A 15397-nucleotide genomic window follows, 5' to 3' on the forward strand; every position below is an offset into this window, starting at 1 on the left:
CCCTGTACTCTACGCCCTGGATCTCTAGCGGGCCGAGTAGGTGAGCGATCGCCAGGCAAAGTGAGGCAATGCCAGCATTCGCCGCCAGCGCCAGGGCTCTTTGTAGAGGCGGTAGAGCCATTCGAGGTGGTTGTTGCACATCCACTCGGGGGCGCGAGACTTAACCCCGGCCCAGATATCAAAGCTGCCGCCCACGCCAATCCATACGCTGTTGGGGCAGAGGTAGCGGTGGTCGCGAATCCACAGTTCCTGGCGAGGAACACCCATGCCGACCAAAATCACGCTGGGCTGGAGCTGCTCTAGATGGCGCAAAAACTCAGGCTGATCGGTTGGCCCCAGGTAGCCGTGCTGGGTGCCTACCACCTTTAGCCCAGCTACCTGGCGCTGCCAATACATCGCGGCGCGATCGGCCACGCCGGGTACACCGCCATACATAAAGACCGTTTCTTGGGGGGAGATGCGCTTGAGTACGGTGGCGGCCAGCTCAATACCTGGCGCTCGCTCTATCCGCTGCCCTTTGGTGCGAAAGTAGAGCACGACCCCCGCCCCATCGGGAATAACGAGTTCGGCATTGACAATGACCTGGCGCAGATCGGGGTTTTGGTCGGCCTGCATGGCCATTTCGGCATTTAGGGTGACCACGTGAGCCCCACAGCCCTGACGATACTGAGCGATGAGCCAGTCTGCATAGTCGGTTCGCCAGTGAACGGGCAATCCCATCACCTGCAAGACTTCTGGTGCATTTGACCGTGCCAACACCATGACCACCTTCCCCAACTCAATTGTGGGCGCTAAACCGCTGAGTGTCTGTCTTCAGCGCTCGGGCTTGGCCCCTGTGCGCATTAACCATAGAAGACCATACCTCGAAACTGAATCAATGTGTTGCATTTCTCAACGTCGAGGCAGAGGCTTTAATTTGTGGCGTCAGCCAGTTCGCCCAAGGTCTCTAAAGCTCTACAGGCGCGGGCTTGTACAGCAGGAGTTTCATCGTGGTGAAAGGACTGCTGAAGACAGGCCAGGATCGGTGGCTTTTGAGTTTCAGGCTCCGCTAAAGCTTTTGCTAAACCTTCTAACGAAGCCATTGCGGCATAGCGCACTACCCATTCCGGGTCTTGGGCCGCTCCAATTAATACGCCAAGCACCGCTTGTTGAGATAAAGCCGCTTTGTCGGCGGGCAGCTTAGCCCAGTCGATGGTGCCCAATCCCCGGACTGCGGCACGGCGCACGCTCAGGGCAAAATCTCCTTTGGCCGTTTCTAGCAGCACGGGCAGGGCGCGGGGGTCGCCGATTAGAGCGACGGCCCGAATGGCCCAGGCCCTAGCGCCGTAGTTGTAGCCATCAATTTGTTCTAACAGCGCAGGCACAGCGTCTTGCCCCAGGGTCACCAGCCCATCGACTGCGGCCACCGCAGCACCAGGATTGTTGTACCCCAGCACGGTAATTAGTGCAGGAATGGCGGCGACATCTTTCGCCGCCGCTAGCTGGTGAACCGCAACCACCATTGCGCCCTTAGAATCAGCGGTTTCAACCGCCCGAACTAGCTCTGCTACTGTCGCACCCACAACCAACTGTTCTCCAGCCCTGGTGATACCTAATCAATTCGTCTTTGCTGCCATGCCCTCGGCACTACAGCAGTTCGTCCATTAGCAACAATACCTGGCGGGCTTCGTCGGTCAAGCCACGTTGGGGAAACTCGGTCTGCCGCAGGTGAGTTTCTAAAACGCCCTGGAGGGCTATTAGTTTGAGGCTGTTTTCGGCCTGGGTGGCGGCGATAGGTTGGGCGGCAGGTAGGTATCCGATCGCACCCAAATCCATCATGGCCGATCGCCGCAGCTGGAGGTTGGGCTCTTGCAGACGCTGCACCAGGCGATCGCAGTAGGTCGCCTGCCCCGTTAGCTGGTAGAGGGCACGGGTGGCGGCATTTTGCACCTGGGCCACCTCGTGCTCTAAAAACGGGGTGATTTCGTCTACGGCATCGGTAGCGCCCAGGGTGCCGAGAGCCTCTAGCACCGCGTTGTAGGGCTGCACCAGGTGGGGTTTATCGGGCACAGCCACCGCAGCGGCGACCCCGCCCGCCAGCAGCGATTGCAGCGCTGGAATCGCCTGGGGATCGCCCAGGGACTCTAGCGCCTGGGCGGCGGACTCGCGCACGTAGTAGTCGTCGCAACCGAGACATTGAATCAGCGCCGGAACCACGGTGCGATCGCCCAGCTTACCCAGTGCCCGAGCGGCATTGCGACGCAGCGGGTATCCCCCGTCGGGGGCGCGATCGCCCTCATCCTCAAGGGCTAACACCAGAGCGGCGATCGCCTCGGGCTGGGTCACGCGAAAGCGACCCAGCCACCAGGCAGCGTAATAGCGCAGCCCGGTATCGGCAGTTTGACGCAGGTTTTCAATAGCCTGATCCACCGTCAGGGATTCTCCCTCGGCATTGACCAACTGCTGCGGATCCTGTGCCATACCTCAGTACGTCTCCAGCATTTCAGACCTGCTCTCGGCTCAATCGGCTGACAAAGGCTGAATGCTGACTATTTTGCCACCCATACGGGTAATGCGCTGCATTTCTTCGTTCATCCGGCTGTAGGGCACCTTAATAAAGGTGCTGCCGCTCTGACGAATGGGGTAGTTGTTTTGGTCGGTGGTCTCGTTTTGGCGCAGCCCCTCAACCTCATAGAGAAAAATGCGGTTAGTAGTCTGGCTGCCAAAGGCGTTTTGAGCGAGCATAGGAAACTCTCCTGGTCGTTGCGAGATCTCGTCGAATGCGGCATTTCACACATCACTGGCGCATTCTCTAATGAATGCGCCAGTGATGCCATGTAATTAGAGGCTGGCAGCGGTAACGCTGGTTACCCGACCACCCTGCTTATGAATCTGCTGAAGCTTGGCAGACAGCTGCTCGTAGGGCACCAGGTAGGCGGTGTTGATGCGCCGTACCTTGGGATAGCGGGGCAGGTTGGCCCCAACCACCTCAATCCGGTAGACCTTACCAGCACCGGCACCGTAGGGGGTAGACCCACCTAGAGCCTGGCTGGGGGTGGTCAGCTTGTTGGCCTGAGCCGACCAGCCCGCCGCCGCACTGGTGGGGCTGATGATCGAAGAGGAGGTGTTGCGACCCAGCTCTCCCGCTAGGCGCGACTTTTTGCCGCCCGCCTGGGAAGTGTCACTGGTGGCGTAGCCCCGATACATTTGGAACATCCGGGTAAAGCCCACCGAACGCTGCCCCGCTTGATAGACAAAGCTGCGGTAGTAGGGCACTACGCTGTCGCCAAAGTTAGCCTGGTACTCTTCGCTGTCGATGAACGAGTCAACATCAGCATCGTAGCCCTGGGTCTCGTAGCGATCGAGGTGGTCAACCACCTCAGACTCATCGTAGACGGCGCGACCGAGCAGGTGCTTGGTGTGCAGCTCAATCACGCGGGTTTGGAAATTGCCGTAGAAGAATTTTTCTTTGTAGAGCTCGGACTTGGCCACAGCCCGCACAAAATCGCGCACGCTGATATAGCCATTCTTGAGCAGCGACTCGGCACCGACTAGGCGCTCAGATTTCATCAAGTAATCGTTACCCAACAGCTGGCGATACACGGCCCGGATGACCACATCGGCATCGTCGGGAGTCCAGTTGGCACGCAGCTCTACGGGCAGGGTTTCATCGAACGCAGCGGTCCCCAAACGGGATGCTGCCGTTGTAATAGGCACAGGATTATCCTCCTTATCAACACAGTGAGCGTGAGCTCAATCTACACAGGCAGAATAAAAGAATGGCGCAGTACTCAAGTTAGGTCTCCTTGGAGAGAGCAAGCTAAGGCCTAAACCCAGCCAACTCCACCCCGAGGAGATACCAACGCGGCCTGCAAAAGCAAGACCAAGCACTCCGCCATATGAGGTATTAAAGCCGCAGCCTAGGCCAGGTCGACTTTAGTTACCCGACCGCCGGAGCGGTTAACTTGTTGAAGTTTGCGAGACAGCTGCTCGTAGGGCACCAAAAACTCGGTGCAGGTGCGACGCACCTGGGGGCGACCCGGCACGGTGGCCTGGGTAACTCGCACCCGATAGAGCTTCTCGCGATCGCCCCCAGATCCGCCTACAATAGCGGCTCCAGTAGCTCCTCTGCCCACGGGCGACGAAGAGTTTTTGGCGATTTCAGACACGAGCTGAGAGCGAATGCCTCCCTGGACGCGATCGCTAGTGCCGTAGCCCCGATAGAGCTGAAAGAAGCGGGTAAATCCGACCGTCTTTTGGCTCCGCTGGGTGAGGTGGCCACGATAGTAGGGAACTACATTGTCCCCAAAGTTATCGCGGTACTCTTGGGAATCAATATAGGAATTGATTTCCGCTGCGTAGCCATCGGTGTTATAAAGGTCGGTATGAAAGGCGATTTCGTCCTGGCCGTAGGGCGCCCGACCTAGCAGGTGCTTATAGTTCAGCTCGATAAAGCGATTCTGTGGCCCGCTCAGGAAAAACTTATCCCGATAGAGGTCAGACAGGGCCAAAGCCCGCACAAAATCTCGAACTGAAATAGCTCCCTGCCGTAGCAAAGACTCGGCGCTGGTATTGCGCTCGCTAGCCATAATGTACTGGTTGCCAAAGACCTGACGGTAAGCAGCACGAATTACTGCCTCCACATCGCCTTCGACCCAGTTAGGCCGCAGCTCTACCCGCATCGACTCATCGTAGGGCGAAACGCCAAGGCGTCCCGCCGCAGTGGTTACTGCCATGGTTGCCTCCTTGGGCGTGTATAGATACAACAATGCCCGGAGCAGCAAACAATCGCTAACAATGCGCTAACAACTGTCTGCCCCTCCGGGCAAATGGCCAACCTAGCTTAGAGCGTTGATGGCGTAGTCGATGTAGGAGTTGGCTTCGGTAGCTGCATCGCCAGACAGACCGTGGTTAGCTTTGACGTACTTCAGAGCTTCCACATACCAGCTGGGGGACAGTTCGAAGGTGCTGTTGATCTCGTCGAGACCAGCAACCAGGTACTCATCCATAGGGCCAGTACCGCCAGCTACGCAGCAGTAGGTGACCATGCGAACGTAGTAGCCGATGTCGCGGGCGCACTTGTTTTTGCCACGCTCGTCAGAAGCGTAGTTAGCCCCCTGCATTTGGGTGGTGTAGGGGAACTTGTTGTACACAGCTTGAGCAGCGCCGCTGACTAGAGAATCAGCTTTGTTGGTCAGAGCTTTAGCAGCTTCTAGACCAGCGGTGGCTTGGCGTAGACGACCAAAAGCAACTTGTAGCTCAGAAGCGCTCAGAAAGCGACCCTGAGAATCGGCTGCTGCAACAGCTTCGGTTAATGGGGTTTTCATAGTCTAAGATTCTCCTTAAATTGTCTTCACAGCAAACGAACAGGCAGTGAGAATTAAGCCAAATTGGCTCAACTCAAATGAGGCTTAATAGCTTAAACCTAGGCAACAGCTGCAGCAGCCAGGTCGAAGTAGCTACCGATCTCAGAGTAGAGAGAGCTGCAATCGCCTTGGGTGATGCCGTTGGTGTCAGAAACGATACCAATAGCAGCAGCCTTCATTTTCTCAACGCCAGCAGCTACGGAAGCACCGGGGGTACCCAGGGCAACGTAGGTCTCGCGTAGGCCGTTCAGACAGCGATCGTTGAGGACGCTAGCATCGCCAGTGAAGGTAGCGTAGGTCACGTAGCGCAGGATGATTTCCATGTCGCGCAGGCAGGCAGCCATGCGACGGTTGGTGTAGGCATTGCCGCCGGGAGCGATGAGCTGAGGCTGTTCGGCAAACAGAGCGCGAGCGGCATCAGACACGATCTTGGAAGCGCTACCGGTCATGCGGTTAACAGCATCGATCCGCTTGAGACCGTCGCCGGTAACACGGGATAGAGCATCTAGCTGGTCGCTAGACAGAAAATCGCCTCGTGCATCAGCCTGAGAAACAACCTTAGTGTATGCGTCAAACATCGACTCAAATCTCCTAATTTTTGTCGCTGAGTTGCTTGAAAATGGTCAAAAGACCGAGTTAATCATTAGTTCAGCCGGAGCTGTCTAACCAATCTATAGGAAGGATCTTAAAGATCAGCGTGCTCGGTTTTCTCATCTAGTTTACATTTCTTCAAGGTTGTTCAAGCTTCTACACATTCGGCTCGACAGTCTCAAAGGGAAGGCAGATGAGATGAGGAAAGGCGTCTCTGTAAGAGATCCGAAACATTCCTCGAAACCGTTGCCTGAATTGGCTTTCGCTAATTCAATTAACCCTCCAAAGATGTTTATACACCGCTGGTGTGTCTTTGTCTTTTACAAGTTATTAAGGAAAAGTGACCCCTATGGCAGGGGCAAAGCGAAAGAATTCTGATATTTCAAGCACTCTGGGGACTTTGAATTGAGTTAAAGCCTTCTCAGGTAACGTAACATTTCGCAATATTACGGGCATAAAAAGGCTCCGATCGCAGGGGTCAGAGGCTTTCTTCGGAGGCCCGATCGCTATGTCTCTACCTAGATTGTGATGATCAGCAGCCCCCCGACCTACGACAGCCAGCCCAAGCCACCGCTGCAATAGCCCGCAGTCAGCGGTAAGATCCAGCTATGCCAACCTGGGGTCGGCCAGATCGGATTTGTAATTCTGAGAACGCCAGTAAGCAACAGTTAAGACATTTTAGAGACCTGCCCATGGACGTAATGGACTTTTTCCGCATGAGTGCGGGCCAGTGGAACTCTCAACGCACTACCCATCACCTGCCCTTTCGCCGGGCTGAGCTGGGTGGGTCTACCATTGCGGTGGAGGCATTAGATGCCGGACACCCCAGCGTGGTGGAAATTTGTAACTTGCATGAGGTTGACCCCGCCCTTGCCGTCGGCGGCGCACTGGTCACCTGGCAAGGGGCCATGGCTTGGGATAAAGAGGATGAAAACCACGAAGGCAGCACCGTGTTTGCCCTGGTGCCCGATGCTGACGACCCCAGCCGTGGCCAGCTGCTGCGCGAGCGGGGCTATGCCGAAATTGTGCCCGTGATTGGCCGCTACGAAATCGACGGCGACGAAGGGCTGCTGCTGATTACTGAGTACGAAACCATGAGCTCGGTGGAGCGCTTTTGGTTTGCCAACCCCAATCTGCGCCTGCGCACCAGCGTGGTAAAACGATTTGGCGGCTTTAGCACCGCCTCGTTCTGTGCCGAATCGCGGCTAGCTGCACCGGCTGCTGAGGCCGAGGGCGAAAGAAAACAAGCGCCAGCACCCGTCTCAGCCTTTGGGTGGTAAGCGGCTCAGTCTGTTACCCGCCTTGGCAACGCCTACGGCTCGAATGACAACCCCCTCTTGATCAGTACTGATGAAGAGGGGGTCTGTGTGAGCATCGGTTAGCCGGGCCAAAACCCTGCTCCTACTGCTGCCCAATCTGACGCTGCGTCAACGACCCACCTCGCTCCAATGGATTTAGGCCGGGAATTGATTTCACCTCGACACCACATTCAATTCTTTATTGATAAGAAAATAGTCAAATCCTTGCCTGCTTGAAGAAACATAACCGTTTGTTACTCTCTCTGTCGAAATAAGAATACTTAATTCCTTGTCTTGTAGGCTAAATCTTAACTTTTTGGCTCCTATTTAATTAAAACTCAGAGCTTTATTGAGCAACGAAAATAATGACGAGGTTGTCTATTTGCAGCGACCTCAAGCCGAGAAAGGGATCTTTTTATTTTGCAAGTGGAGGAAAAATAGTTGTGACTTTGCCACTATTAGCCTACGCCCCCAGCAGCCAAAATCAGCGCGTCGAGGGCTATGAGGTACCAGGAGACGAGCATTCTGGAATTTTCACCTTAAATAAAACTCTCTCTACCATGGATGTGGATGTGCTCGATGTGGACGCCCTGATTTTGGCGGCCTACCGGCAGATATTCCATGAGCAGCAGATGCTGAAAAGTAATCGCCAGACTCTATTGGAGTCACAACTGCGAGGCGGTTTGATTTCGGTAAAAGGTTTTGTGCGAGGATTGGCCACATCGGACGCATTTCGCACCTGGAATTATGAAGTCAACAACAACTACCGCTTTGTAGAACTGTGCGTGCAGCGGCTGCTGGGTCGCAATGTCTACGACGACAAAGAAACCCTGGCCTGGTCAATCGTGCTGGCCACTAAGGGCGTTGAGGGGCTGGTGGATGCCCTGATGGGCAGCGAAGAGTATGCCACCAGTTTTGGGGATGATACGGTGCCCTATCAACGGCGACGGGTCTTGCCCCAGCATGCCCTGGGCGACTTGCCCTTTGAGCGGGTGCCCCGCTACACTCACGACCACCTGACCGAGCTGGAGGCGTTGGGCTACAATTTCTCAGCCGATCGCCGCCTTACCCAGGGCGACTGGATGGAGACTCCTGACGCGGTTCGCAAGGCCGCTGGGGCCATTACCGCCGGATTGGCCATCTTCCTGAGTTTGGTGGCGATCGCGACCATCTTCTCGTGGTTCAGCTGGATTTCTCTCTAACCCATTGGCCCTGATGGGTCAAAACGTTTGTCCGCGCCTGTGACTGAGCCCTCCGTAGCCATCGGGGGGCTTTTTTTGACTGGGTAGGAACCCTAGACAGAACAAACCGCCGATCACAGGGCAATATCCAAGAACATCATGATCACAAAGCCACCCATGAGGCCGAGGGTGCCGCGCTGGCCAAAGGCTTTTTGGTCGATATCGGGAATAATTTCATCGACAATCACAAACAGCATGGCCCCGGCGGCAAAGCCCATGGCCCAGGGCAGGGCAGCCTGGGCAAAGGTAACGACAGCCGCCCCAAACAGGCCGCCAACCGGCTCAATTAGGCCCGTCAACGACGAAACCGCAAAGGCTTGGCGGGGGGCATAGCCAATATTGCGCAGGGCGATCGCCACCACCAGCCCCTCGGGAATATTCTGTAGCGCAATGCCCAGAGCCAGGGCCACAGCCCCGGCCTGTTCACCACCACCAAAGCCCACGCCCACCGCTAAGCCTTCAGGGAAGTTGTGCAGGGCGATCGCGATCACAAACAGCCAGATGCGCTTGATATTTTGGGCCTCTGGCCCCTCGGTTCCCTTGAAAAAATGCTCGTGGGGAAAAACATTGTGGGCTCCCCACAGAAACGCGCCGCCGAGCAGCACCCCAGTGACCATGACCAGCGCGGCGATCGGGCCGGGATAGCCCAGGGCGATCGCCGCATCGGTGCCGGGCAAAATCAGCGAAAAGGACGTGGCCGCCAGCATCATGCCGCCGCCGATGCCCAGCAAAATTCCCTGAGTACGCTCGGAGGGGTCGAAGGGTAGCAGCACCGGCAGAGCACCAAGGCTTGTACTCATGCCAGCGAAGAGGCTCGCAAAAAATCCAGCGGCTAGGGGGTTCATGGGGTGGATGGGTGGATGGGTGAGGGGTGGATGGGTAAGGGGTGGATGGGTAGAGGGTGGGTGGGTTAAAGGGAGTAGGAGTAGAGAGTGGGTCACTGAGGGTTGAGGCGGCGGTGGGCTGCCAGGCCCAGCGAGGTTACTATACTAGTCTCACTATCTTTAGTAGAGCGAACTACGCGTAGAGCACCCATCCACCCCTTACCCATCCACCCCTCACCCTCACTTCCTATGACCCCTGAACTCACCCGCTTTGGCGAGGAAATGTCTCACCTCACCGGCGTGCGCGCCATCATGAAAGATATCGTCGAGACGCTGCGCGCGGGGCAGGGGCAGCATTTCATCAACCTCAGCGCGGGCAATCCGGTGATTTTGCCTGAGATTGAGCAGCTCTGGCGCGACTGCACCCAGGCGCTATTGGCCAGCCCCGAGTACGGCAATGTGGTGTGTCGCTATGGCACCAGCCAGGGCTACGAGCCGCTGATTGAAGCCATTAAGCACGACTTTAACCAGCGCTATGGGTTGGAGCTGAGCGATCGCCACATTCTGATCACCCCTGGCAGCCAGGCACTCTATTTCTTAGCGGCGAATGCCTTGGGCGGCTACCAGTCCACCGGGCGCATGAAAGACATTGTTCTGCCCCTGAGCCCTGACTACACCGGCTACGGCGGCATTTCGCTGGTGCCCGAGGCGGTGCGGGCCTACCGACCAGCGATCGATGTGGATGAAGCGGCCCACCGCTTTCGCTACCGGCCTGACTTTAGCCAGCTCAGCATTACCGCCGATACAGGGTTTGTGCTGTTTTCGCGCCCCTGCAACCCCACGGGCAACGTCTTGAGTGGTGAGGATGTGCAGCAGATCGCTAGCCTGGCCGCGACCCACAACGTGCCGGTGCTGGTCGATTCGGCCTATGCACCGCCTTACCCGGCGCTCAATTTTACGGCTATGGAGCCGGTGTTTGGCGACAACATTCTCCACTGCATGAGTCTGTCAAAGGCGGGACTGCCAGGCGAACGGCTGGGGGTGGCGATCGGCGATCCGGCAATTATTAATGTGCTGGAATGTTTTCAGACCAATTTTTGCATTCACTCGTCGCGCTACGGGCAGGCGATCGCCGCTCGCGCCATTGCCTCCGGCGAGCTGGCCCGCCTAGCCGAGCAGGTGATTCGCCCCTACTACCAAGACAAATTTGCGGTGCTCGCAGCGGCCCTCGACCAGGCCATGCCCAGCGACCTGCCCTGGTATCTGCACAACGGTGAAGGGGCCATTTTTGCCTGGCTGTGGTTTGATCAACTGCCCATCACCGACCAGAACCTGTATGAGCAGCTCAAGCAGCGGGGGGTGATTGTGGTGCCGGGCAATCCCTTCTTCCCAGGTTTGCGCGAAGACTGGCCCCACACCCGCCAGTGTGTGCGCATTAGCCTAACCGCCAGCCGCGAAGATTTAGCGGAGGCCGCCACCCGTCTCGGTGCCCTAGTGAGCGAGGTCTATCAAGCCCAGCCCAGCCCGATGGCGGTGCCTGCCTAATGGTTTCTCCTATGTCCAATGCAGCGACTTCCGAAGACTGGGTTGAAATTGGCCGCATTGTTGCCCCCCAAGGCGTGAAGGGCGAAGTGCGCGTTTACCCCAGCAGCGATTTCCCAGAGCGATTTTTAGAACCGGGAGAGCGCTGGCTCAAGCGCCCCCGCAGCCTCACGCCGGAGACCATAGAGCTGGTGCGCGGGCGACATATCGACGGCAAAGGGCTGTATGTGGTGCAGATTGCCGGGGTCAACAGCCGTGATGAGGCCGAGGCCCTGCGGGATGCGGTGCTGCTGGTGCCAGCGGGCGATCGCCCCCAGCTTGACCCCGACGAGTTTTATGTGGCCGACTTGGTGGGGCTGCGGGTGATCGTGCAGGCCACGGGGGACGAAATCGGCACCGTAACCGACATCTTTGCCGCTGGCAACGACCTCTTAGAAGTTACTTACTATCCTGCTGTGGATCAGAACTCGCAGCCCGCCAAGCCCCGTAAGGTGCTGGTACCCTTCGTCGCCGCCATTGTGCCAGTGGTAAATTTAGGTGAAAGATACCTTGAAATTAATCCTCCGGCTGGGCTTTTAGACCCTTAGTCTTATGACTTTCTTATCTTTAAGTCTTACTGTTGCTATCAACGACCATAAATGGAACGACCAATTCGCCCCAGCCCTCCCTAGAGGGCTGGGGTTTGCTTATGGCACTGAGTCATCGACAGGGTTTAGCCACGATGGGCTAGAACGCTAGCTTATTCGCAGCGCCAGCGATCGCGCCTCCGTCCAAAGATGTATTAGCAAGGAAACGGTAGCGAAACGGACGTTGTAATTCGGTACTCTAAGGCATAGCTACCAGTGCCGAGCAAAACGAGGTGAATTGATGAAGTGGCAATCGAGTCGGCGCAGCATCAATATTGACGATCGCCGGGGCATGCCCGGGGGCGGTGCTGCCATCGGGGGTTTGGGGTCAATCTTGCTGGCGCTGGTGGTGGCGTTGTTGGGGGGCGATCCATCGGTGGTGCTAGAGGGTAACCCCTATGAGGATGCGCCTCAAGCCTCATCAGAGGAGAGCGATCGCGCCGCCGATTTTGTGGCTGCCGTGCTAGGCGAAACCGAAGACACCTGGCACAGCATCTTTCAGTCTGAGTTTGGTGCCACCTACGAGGAACCCGGCCTAGTGCTGTACTCTGGGGCCACTCAGTCAGCCTGCGGCACGGGGCGAGCGGCCATGGGGCCGTTTTACTGCCCAGCCGACCAAAAGGTGTATCTCGACACCAGCTTTTTCCGCGACTTGCAGGTGAACCTGGGAGCACCGGGCGATTTTGCCCAAGCCTACGTCATTGCCCATGAGGTGGGACACCACGTTCAAAACCTGCTGGGAGTATCTAGCCAAGTGCAGCGCGCCCAGCAGCGGGCCAACGAGACTCAGGCCAACGAGCTGTCGGTGCGGCTAGAGTTGCAGGCCGACTGTTTCGCTGGGGTGTGGGCCAACCGGGCACAAAGGTCGGGGGAAATCTTAGAGGAAGGTGACATCGAAGAAGCCCTCAACGCCGCCAGCCAAATCGGCGACGATCGCCTGCAAATGGAGTCCCAGGGCTACGTTACCCCCGACTCATTTACCCATGGGTCGTCACAACAGCGGGCCGAATGGTTTTATCGCGGCATTGAAACGGGTGACATTAACCAGTGCAACACCTTTGATGTAGATCGTATCTAGCCAGCCTTCTATCTAGAGAGATCTATGTGTAACAGCCATTAACCCTAGTCTAGTTGCCTGGCACAGGGGTATTTATGACTTTCTTATGGTTATGGTCTAAGCTCCTGATGCCAAGAATGGGTAAGTTTAGCGGGCAAAGCTATGGGCTATTTTAGATCACCTGCCTTTTAATTTAATCCCTAGGGTGATGATAGGCAAAGGGGCTAGTTGCTCCAACGTTTTGCACCGTAGAGGATTCAATTTCCTCGATTTTAGAAGCTCTTTAGATCGGCTTGACTTGGGCTTCAATGCAGCTCGAATAGCTAGGCTGCAATGCCTTTAGCAACCTAAATTCACAGTCTAGACTTTAACAATTCTCTCTGTTTACACTCGAAATATTCTGGTGCCTGCTTATGTTCAAACGCCACGCTCATGTCCAACGCGCTACTACATTTCAGGGGCGATCGCTGCTTTGGATGACCGCAGCCCCCCTACTCATTGCCGCTACTACAGTGCTAGAGCGAGACGGGCTCTGGGCTCAGTCCCCTGACCCGCTGGAGGGCGTTGAAATTCCTACCTCGTTAGCGCCAGGTAGTGAGCTAACCATTGAGAGTTCAGAGGCCATGCGCTTGGTAAACGAGGCGCTGCGATCGCGCTTCTCCAGTGAGTACGGCGATGCCGATGTCGTTGTTGAATACGACAGCGCCAGCAACGCCCTACAATCGCTAGCTGATGGCGACGCAGACCTCGCCGCCATTGGCCGTAGCCTCACCGAGGAAGAAGCCAGCACCGGACTGCAAGAAGTGCCGGTTTCGCGTCAAAAAATTGCCATTCTAGTCAGCCCCAGCAATCCCTTTGCTGGCAGCCTCACCATTGAGCAGTTTGCCCAAATCTTTCGCGGCGAAATTACCAATTGGTCTGAGGTGGGCGGCCAAGATGCCCCTATCGTGCTCATTGACCAGCCCGGCAACAGCGATACTCGCCAGGCCTTTCTCAACTATCCGGTGTTTGCGTCGGGGGTGTTTGAGTCGGCCCCTGGGGCAACCGTGTTGCTAGAGGCCGACGCCGACTCAATCGTCGCCAATCTCGACGAAAACAGTATTAGCTATGTGGTCGCCGAACAGGCGCTCAACAACCCAGCGGTGAAAATTGTGCCCATGCACGATACTCTGCCCGACGACGAGCGCTATCCCTTCTCCCAGCCTCTCGCCTACGTTTACAACCCCCAAACGGCCAGCCCAGCGGCTCTTGCCTTTCTGGGTTTTGCGGTCAGCCCCAGCAGCGAGGCGCTGATTGAAGGGGCTCAAAATGCGGCGATCGCAGGTGCGGATACCCCTGAGACAGAGACCGACTCCACCGCCGAAGCCCCCCCAGCAACAACCCTCGAAGAAACCGACCCCGTTCCCCCTGCTGCTGCCCCAGCGCGGGGTCTGCCCTGGTGGCCCTGGCTGCTGGCGCTGCCCGTCCTGGGTGGCCTACTCTGGTGGCTGCTCAAGGATAGTGCGCCGGTAGCAGCGCCGCTGGCCGCCCCCCTAGCCGCAGTCACCGATCGCCGCATTATTCTCACCCCGCGCACCTGCCGCGACGCCTACGCCTACTGGGAACTGCCCGAGGATGAGGTTGAGGCGCTTCGCCAGCAAAACTGCTCCCTGGCCCTCAAGCTCCACGATGTCACCGACATTGCCGATGTCGATCGCCAGTCGCCCCACCACACCTACCCCTTTGACTGCGACACCGTCGCTGTAGGCGATCGCCACCTGCCCGTAGCCGTCGATGACCGTGACTATCTCGTCGAACTGGGTTACTTAGACCCCGACAACACCTGGCATGCCCTGGCACGATCGGCCCCCGTGCGCGTGCCCGCCTGTCTCAGCAGCAGCACCCCCAGTGCTGCGGGGGTAGGCACGGCGGCAGCCGTTGGTTTGGGTGCCCTAGGGGTAAGCGCAGCTGCGATCGCCCGCCCACCAGAAACCGCTGCGATCGCGCGGGCCGTTCTCACCCCGCGCGATTGCAGAACAGCCGACGCCTCCTGGGAACTACCGACCTCAACTGTGGACGACCTCAAGGCTGGCTCTCGTAGCCTCAAGGCTCGGCTATACGATGTCACCGAACTGCCCGGCCACGGCAACCGCCTCAACAGCCTGCAAGAGTTTAATGCCGAGCTGGTGGCTCAGGGCGATCTGCAATTGCCCATTGCCATTGACGATCGCGACTATTTAGTAGAGGTGGGCTACGTCGACAGCAACTACCAGTGGCAAGCTCTAGCTAAGTCTGAGCCGGTGCGCGTCCCCGCCTGCCCACCGCAGGCTGCCACTGCCTTACCTGGCTCCCCCCTAGACGCTCCCTTGGGCGGGGTCAGCGATCTCAGTGGCGACCTACAGACCGAGCCAACCGCCGTGGACGCGATCGCAGAGACAGCCCTCCCCAACTTGGCCAGCGGAGTCACCGCCGCCGGGCTTGGGGCCAGCTTGGCAAGCCACACTACTGACACCACCCCAGGGCGAGAAACCGCCGCTGGCATCGGTCGGCGCACCGACATGGGGGGCGAGAGCAACATTATTCTGGTGCCCCGCAGTTCTACTGCCGCCTATGCCTACTGGGAAGCCGCCCCGGCCCACAAGGAGGCTCTTCGGCAGGAAGGGGGTCGAGTTATGGCCCTGCGCATTCACGATGCCACCAACTTAGATCTAGACAGCCAACCGCCCCACGCCACCCAGGAATACATTTTGGCGGACAGCGACCCAGACCACCACGTGTCGATTTGGAGCGCCGATCGCGACTATGTAGCCGAACTGGGCTACCTGACCGACGGCGGGCAATGGCTTCAGCTAGTGCGATCGCGTCCCGTGCGCGTGCCCGCTTGAGCCGTGCTC

General features: G+C 57.5%; 15 protein-coding genes. 6 read left to right on the top strand and 9 right to left on the bottom strand.

The genetic code is table 11. The features are described from left to right. Window positions 1-24: 24 nt before the first annotated feature. The 8 genes from H6G07_RS00815 to cpcB form a co-directional block, all read right to left on the bottom strand. The gene (locus H6G07_RS00815) at window positions 25-762 is read right to left on the bottom strand and encodes a WecB/TagA/CpsF family glycosyltransferase (protein ID WP_073606864.1); all 738 of its coding nucleotides are present in this window, start codon (window positions 760-762) and stop codon (window positions 25-27) included. Between the two features lie 149 nt (window positions 763-911). Then, window positions 912-1562, bottom strand: coding sequence for a C-phycocyanin alpha-cysteine-84 phycocyanobilin lyase subunit CpcF (cpcF, locus tag H6G07_RS00820; RefSeq protein WP_244901896.1), 651 nt, complete (start codon window positions 1560-1562; stop codon window positions 912-914). A gap of 64 nt (window positions 1563-1626) precedes the next feature. Beyond that, a complete protein-coding gene (gene cpcE / locus H6G07_RS00825) occupies window positions 1627-2460 on the bottom strand; it encodes a C-phycocyanin alpha-cysteine-84 phycocyanobilin lyase subunit CpcE (RefSeq protein WP_073606862.1) in 834 nt (277 codons plus the stop codon). Between the two features lie 39 nt (window positions 2461-2499). Continuing rightward, window positions 2500-2724 (bottom strand): rod-capping linker protein CpcD, encoded by a 225-nt coding sequence (cpcD, locus tag H6G07_RS00830; RefSeq protein WP_073606861.1) that lies wholly within the window; start codon window positions 2722-2724, stop codon window positions 2500-2502. A 96-nt stretch (window positions 2725-2820) separates the two neighbouring features. Then, the gene (locus H6G07_RS00835; protein ID WP_073606860.1) at window positions 2821-3696 is read right to left on the bottom strand and encodes a phycobilisome linker polypeptide; all 876 of its coding nucleotides are present in this window, start codon (window positions 3694-3696) and stop codon (window positions 2821-2823) included. A 203-nt stretch (window positions 3697-3899) separates the two neighbouring features. Beyond that, a complete protein-coding gene (locus H6G07_RS00840; RefSeq protein WP_073606859.1) occupies window positions 3900-4715 on the bottom strand; it encodes a phycobilisome linker polypeptide in 816 nt (271 codons plus the stop codon). Between the two features lie 102 nt (window positions 4716-4817). After that, window positions 4818-5306, bottom strand: a complete 489-nt coding sequence (gene cpcA, locus H6G07_RS00845; protein ID WP_073606858.1) for a C-phycocyanin subunit alpha — start codon at window positions 5304-5306, stop codon at window positions 4818-4820. Window positions 5307-5404: 98 nt separating this feature from the next. After that, entirely contained in the window at window positions 5405-5923 is a 519-nt protein-coding gene (gene cpcB, locus H6G07_RS00850; protein WP_073606857.1) for a C-phycocyanin subunit beta, read from the bottom strand. 705 nt (window positions 5924-6628) lie between these two features. On the opposite strand from cpcB, the gene H6G07_RS00855 reads away from it, so the two are divergent. Continuing rightward, window positions 6629-7216 (top strand): phycobiliprotein lyase, encoded by a 588-nt coding sequence (locus H6G07_RS00855; RefSeq protein WP_073606856.1) that lies wholly within the window; start codon window positions 6629-6631, stop codon window positions 7214-7216. 461 nt (window positions 7217-7677) lie between these two features. Next, window positions 7678-8436 (top strand): phycobilisome rod-core linker polypeptide, encoded by a 759-nt coding sequence (locus H6G07_RS00860; RefSeq protein WP_073606855.1) that lies wholly within the window; start codon window positions 7678-7680, stop codon window positions 8434-8436. Window positions 8437-8549: 113 nt separating this feature from the next. Here the strand turns inward: H6G07_RS00860 and H6G07_RS00865 are convergent, their stop codons facing one another. Then, window positions 8550-9275, bottom strand: a complete 726-nt coding sequence (locus H6G07_RS00865; protein WP_242026565.1) for a ZIP family metal transporter — start codon at window positions 9273-9275, stop codon at window positions 8550-8552. Window positions 9276-9548: 273 nt separating this feature from the next. Between H6G07_RS00865 and H6G07_RS00870 the strand changes: the two genes are divergently transcribed. The 4 genes from H6G07_RS00870 to H6G07_RS00885 all read left to right on the top strand — a co-directional run bounded on the left by H6G07_RS00870 (window position 9549) and on the right by H6G07_RS00885 (window position 15388). Next, the gene (locus tag H6G07_RS00870) at window positions 9549-10844 is read left to right on the top strand and encodes a valine--pyruvate transaminase (protein ID WP_073606853.1); all 1296 of its coding nucleotides are present in this window, start codon (window positions 9549-9551) and stop codon (window positions 10842-10844) included. Window positions 10845-10855: 11 nt separating this feature from the next. Then, window positions 10856-11428: a ribosome maturation factor RimM gene (rimM, locus tag H6G07_RS00875; RefSeq protein ID WP_073607061.1), complete on the top strand. Its 573-nt coding sequence runs from the start codon at window positions 10856-10858 to the stop codon at window positions 11426-11428. A 280-nt stretch (window positions 11429-11708) separates the two neighbouring features. After that, window positions 11709-12545, top strand: a complete 837-nt coding sequence (gene ypfJ, locus H6G07_RS00880) for a KPN_02809 family neutral zinc metallopeptidase (protein WP_073606852.1) — start codon at window positions 11709-11711, stop codon at window positions 12543-12545. 392 nt (window positions 12546-12937) lie between these two features. After that, window positions 12938-15388 carry a DUF4912 domain-containing protein gene (locus tag H6G07_RS00885; protein WP_073606851.1) on the top strand — a complete coding sequence of 817 codons (2451 nt, stop codon included), beginning with the start codon at window positions 12938-12940 and terminating at the stop codon, window positions 15386-15388. Window positions 15389-15397 lie beyond the last annotated feature (9 nt).

Origin of the sequence: Phormidium tenue FACHB-1052 (genome assembly GCF_014696675.1) — a bacterium.
Classification (GTDB): domain Bacteria; phylum Cyanobacteriota; class Cyanobacteriia; order Phormidesmidales; family Phormidesmidaceae; genus Nodosilinea; species Nodosilinea tenuis_A.

What these genes read in the sequence shown, in the direction of transcription:
- H6G07_RS00855 (WP_073606856.1), top strand. Translation starts at nt 6,629, where the DNA reads ATGGACGTAATGGACTTTTTCCGCATGAGTGCGGGCCAGTGGAACTCT.
- H6G07_RS00815 (WP_073606864.1), bottom strand. Translation starts at nt 762, where the DNA reads ATGGTGTTGGCACGGTCAAATGCACCAGAAGTCTTGCAGGTGATGGGA.
- cpcA (WP_073606858.1), bottom strand. Translation starts at nt 5,306, where the DNA reads ATGAAAACCCCATTAACCGAAGCTGTTGCAGCAGCCGATTCTCAGGGT.
- cpcB (WP_073606857.1), bottom strand. Translation starts at nt 5,923, where the DNA reads ATGTTTGACGCATACACTAAGGTTGTTTCTCAGGCTGATGCACGAGGC.
- H6G07_RS00885 (WP_073606851.1), top strand. Translation starts at nt 12,938, where the DNA reads ATGTTCAAACGCCACGCTCATGTCCAACGCGCTACTACATTTCAGGGG.
- H6G07_RS00840 (WP_073606859.1), bottom strand. Translation starts at nt 4,715, where the DNA reads ATGGCAGTAACCACTGCGGCGGGACGCCTTGGCGTTTCGCCCTACGAT.
- cpcE (WP_073606862.1), bottom strand. Translation starts at nt 2,460, where the DNA reads ATGGCACAGGATCCGCAGCAGTTGGTCAATGCCGAGGGAGAATCCCTG.
- rimM (WP_073607061.1), top strand. Translation starts at nt 10,856, where the DNA reads ATGTCCAATGCAGCGACTTCCGAAGACTGGGTTGAAATTGGCCGCATT.
- H6G07_RS00865 (WP_242026565.1), bottom strand. Translation starts at nt 9,275, where the DNA reads ATGAGTACAAGCCTTGGTGCTCTGCCGGTGCTGCTACCCTTCGACCCC.
- ypfJ (WP_073606852.1), top strand. Translation starts at nt 11,709, where the DNA reads ATGAAGTGGCAATCGAGTCGGCGCAGCATCAATATTGACGATCGCCGG.
- cpcD (WP_073606861.1), bottom strand. Translation starts at nt 2,724, where the DNA reads ATGCTCGCTCAAAACGCCTTTGGCAGCCAGACTACTAACCGCATTTTT.
- H6G07_RS00870 (WP_073606853.1), top strand. Translation starts at nt 9,549, where the DNA reads ATGACCCCTGAACTCACCCGCTTTGGCGAGGAAATGTCTCACCTCACC.